Annotated in this window: 3 protein-coding genes and 1 pseudogene; 3 read left to right on the top strand and 1 reads right to left on the bottom strand. The window is 67.7% G+C overall.

Annotated features, from left to right (window positions below; genetic code table 11):
* Positions 1-142: pseudogene (locus AOK16_RS28570) on the bottom strand (cysteine desulfurase); the annotation flags it as partial.
* A 727-nt stretch (positions 143-869) separates the two neighbouring features.
* On the opposite strand from AOK16_RS28570, the gene ctaC reads away from it, so the two are divergent.
* From ctaC to ctaF, 3 genes are all read left to right on the top strand, one after another.
* Positions 870-1,865 (top strand): aa3-type cytochrome oxidase subunit II, encoded by a 996-nt coding sequence (gene ctaC / locus AOK16_RS20260; RefSeq protein WP_079101598.1) that lies wholly within the window; start codon positions 870-872, stop codon positions 1,863-1,865.
* Complete coding sequence (gene ctaD, locus AOK16_RS20255) at positions 1,862-3,598, top strand: aa3-type cytochrome oxidase subunit I (RefSeq protein WP_055473619.1); 1,737 nt, start codon at positions 1,862-1,864, stop codon at positions 3,596-3,598. The genes ctaC and ctaD overlap by 4 nt, the downstream gene beginning before the upstream one ends.
* Positions 3,595-3,792, top strand: a 198-nt coding sequence (gene ctaF, locus AOK16_RS20250; RefSeq protein ID WP_169790924.1) for an aa3-type cytochrome oxidase subunit IV, incomplete at its 3' end; no start/stop codon positions are given. The genes ctaD and ctaF, both read left to right, overlap by 4 nt.

Here is a 3,792-nt window from a genome sequence, read left to right as displayed (position 1 = left end):
CGGCGTCGAGCAGCAGCCGCGCCCGCCGCCCCTCGCGGTACAGCCGCGCCGGGTCGGCCCAGCCCTCCTCGAGCGCCGCGAGCAGCGCCTGCCGGGCGACGGGATGGAGCGGCGCGGACGACGCGCAATCGAAATAGGCCACATCCGAACGCTAACGCGCCGACCTGACGGCAAGACGCCGCCCGGCACCAGCACCCCGCCGGACGAACCGCCACCCCACGGCTCGCTCACCACCGTCTCGCGCGGCGACGCGGCGTTCGACGGCGCGGTCGTCGCGCTCGGCGCCCTGGGCGTCGTCACGCATCTCGAACTGGACGTGGTGCCCGCGTTCGACGTCGAGCAGCGCGTCTACGAGGGTCTGCCCTGGCCCGTGCTCACCGACCGTCTCGACGAGGTCTTCGCCGCCGCGTACAGCGTGAGAGTGTTCCGGAGCCTGTCACACCGAAGGCGGCCCGGCACCCGGCACCCCACCGGTGGCGTACCGCCATGCCAACCGAACCCCGCCGCGCCGAAGGCGAACCCGCCACGTCGGTGGAAAGCAGCCGCACCGAAGGCGAATCGGCACCCCGCCGGAGGCGTACCCGCCACCCCGCCGGAGGCGCCCCCGCCACGCCGATCGGTCGCCCGCCGCGAGGGCGAACCGGGAGCCCGCACCGGAGGCGACCCGGTGTCAGAACGCTCGGGAAAGCCCCTGTTCCACCCCTTCCGGGTGGCGCGCGGCGCGTTGGGCACCCTCCCCGCGCGACCCCAAATTGCGTCCAGTAGGGTTTGGTCCGCGTAAACATCCAAACCCCTGCCCGCACTGGGCCGGCGACCGACCGAGACGGCCGCAGCCGGCCGCGCGGGCGAGACTCTCGGGAAGGCGCTACGTGAGTCCCAACGGCTCCGACCTCCCCCACCGCCTGAAGGGCGTGGGCGGTACCCCCATGTCGAGGCGCCCGATGCGGCGGAGGCTGCCGCAGGCGCTGGCCGCGGGCCTGGTCCTGGCGACCGCCAGCGGTTGCACATACAAGGACTTCCCCCGCCTCGGAATGCCCACCCCCGTCACGGAGGAGGCACCGCGGATCCTCTCCCTGTGGCAGGGCTCGTGGGCAGCCGCGCTCGCCACGGGCGTTCTGGTCTGGGGCCTGATCCTGTGGAGCGTCGTCTTCCACCGGCGGTCCAGGACCAAGGTCGAGGTTCCTCCGCAGACCCGCTACAACATGCCGATCGAGGCCCTCTACACGGTGGTCCCGATCCTCATCGTGTCGGTGCTCTTCTACTTCACCGCGCGCGATGAGAGCGAGCTGCTGAAGACCTCCAAGAAGCCGGACCACGTCATCAACGTCGTGGGCTACCAGTGGAGCTGGGGCTTCAACTACATGGAGGACGTCGACGGCGACCTGAGCACCCCCAGCAAGATCCCCGCCGCCGTGAGCTCCATTCCGGACCGGGACCTGGAGGCCGTACGGAAGGGCGCCGAGGGCGTCTACGACACGGGCACGCCGGGCCAGCGGAACCCGCAGACCGGCAACCCAGGCCCGACGCTGATCCTGCCCAAGGGCGAGTCGGTCCAGTTCATCCTGACCTCCCGAGACGTCATCCACTCCTTCTGGGTGCTGCCGTTCCTCTTCAAGCAGGACGTCATCCCCGGTCACACCAACGTCTTCGAGGTGACTCCCAACAAGGAGGGCACCTACCGCGGAAAGTGCGCCGAGCTCTGCGGCGTCGACCACGCCCGGATGCTCTTCAACGTCAAGGTCGTCTCCCCGGAGAAGTACCAGGAGCACCTCAAGGCCCTGGCGAAGAAGGGCCAGACCGGTTACATCCAGTCCGGCATCCCTCAGACCGACGCCGAGAAGAACGCTAGGACGAACGAAGAATGAGCATCCTCAACGAACCCCAGGGTGCCGCCGACACCGAGTCCTACGAGGACGAACTGCCGGTCCGCCGCAGGCAGCCCGGCAACGTCGTGGTGAAGTGGCTGACGACCACCGACCACAAGACCATCGGCACGCTCTACCTGGTCACCTCGTTCTTCTTCTTCTGCGTCGGCGGAGTCATGGCGCTGGTCATGCGCGCCGAACTCGCCCGCCCCGGCACGCAGATCATGTCGAACGAGCAGTTCAACCAGGCGTTCACGATGCACGGCACGATCATGCTGCTGATGTTCGCGACGCCGCTGTTCGCCGGCTTCGCGAACTGGATCATGCCGCTGCAGATCGGCGCGCCCGACGTGGCGTTCCCGCGGCTGAACATGTTCGCCTACTGGCTCTACCTGTTCGGCTCGCTCATCGCGGTGGCCGGCTTCCTCACCCCGCAGGGCGCGGCCGACTTCGGCTGGTTCGCCTACTCGCCGCTGTCCGACGCGGTCCGCTCGCCGGGTGTGGGCGCCGACATGTGGATCATGGGTCTGGCCTTCTCCGGCTTCGGCACGATCCTCGGTTCGGTCAACTTCATCACCACCATCATCTGCATGCGCGCTCCCGGCATGACGATGTTCCGGATGCCGATCTTCACCTGGAACGTGCTGCTCACCGGTGTGCTGGTGCTCATCGCCTTCCCGGTGCTGGCCGCCGCGCTGTTCGCGCTCGAGGTGGACCGCAAGTTCGGGGCGCACGTCTTCGACGCGGCCAACGGCGGATCGCTGCTCTGGCAGCACCTCTTCTGGTTCTTCGGCCATCCAGAGGTGTACATCATCGCGCTGCCGTTCTTCGGCATCATCTCCGAGGTCATCCCGGTCTTCAGCCGCAAGCCGATGTTCGGCTACATCGGCCTGATCGCCGCGACCATCTCGATCGCGGGCCTCTCGGTGACGGTGTGGGCGCACCACATGTACGTGACGGGCGGCGTGCTCCTGCCGTTCTTCTCGTTCATGACGTTCCTGATCGCGGTGCCGACCGGTGTGAAGTTCTTCAACTGGATCGGCACGATGTGGAAGGGGTCGCTGAGTTTCGAGACCCCGATGCTCTGGGCCGTCGGCTTCCTGATCACCTTCCTCTTCGGTGGTCTGACCGGCGTCATCCTGGCCTCGCCGCCGCTGGACTTCCACGTCTCCGACTCGTACTTCGTCGTCGCCCACTTCCACTACGTGGTCTTCGGGACCGTCGTCTTCGCGATGTTCGCCGGCTTCCACTTCTGGTGGCCGAAGTGGACCGGCAAGATGCTCGACGAGCGGCTCGGCAAGATCACCTTCTGGACGCTGTTCGTGGGCTTCCACGGCACGTTCCTCGTCCAGCACTGGCTGGGCGCCGAGGGCATGCCCCGGCGGTACGCGGACTACCTCGCCGCCGACGGCTTCACCCTGCTGAACACCATCTCGACCATCAGCTCCTTCGTGCTCGGTCTGTCGATCCTGCCGTTCCTCTACAACGTCTGGAAGACCGCCAAGTACGGCAAGAAGGTCGAGGTCGACGACCCCTGGGGCTACGGCCGTTCGCTGGAGTGGGCGACCTCCTGCCCGCCGCCGCGGCACAACTTCCTCACCCTGCCGCGGATCCGCTCCGAATCCCCGGCGTTCGATCTGCACCACCCGGAGATCGCCGCGCTGGACGAGCTCCAGTTCCACGCGGGTGAGAAGGAACTGGCCGGCGGCCAGGGCAAGGAGGCCGGCAAGTGAAGATCCAGGGACGCATGTTCATCTGGCTGGCCGTCTTCATCCTGGCCATGGCCATCGTGTACGGCGTGTGGTCCAAGGAGCCGGTCGGCACCACGGCGCTGTTCCTCTCCTTCGGCCTGTCGATCATGATCGGCTACTACCTCGCCTTCACCGCCCGCCGGGTGGACACCGGGGCGCAGGACAACAAGGAGGCG

It is taken from the genome of Streptomyces pathocidini, from assembly GCF_001418495.1.
Lineage (GTDB): Bacteria > Actinomycetota > Actinomycetes > Streptomycetales > Streptomycetaceae > Streptomyces > Streptomyces pathocidini.
Note: the sequence above shows the minus strand (reverse complement) of the source record. Positions and strands in the feature narration are given on the sequence as shown.

What these genes read in the sequence shown, in the direction of transcription:
- ctaD (WP_055473619.1), top strand. Translation starts at nt 1,862, where the DNA reads ATGAGCATCCTCAACGAACCCCAGGGTGCCGCCGACACCGAGTCCTAC.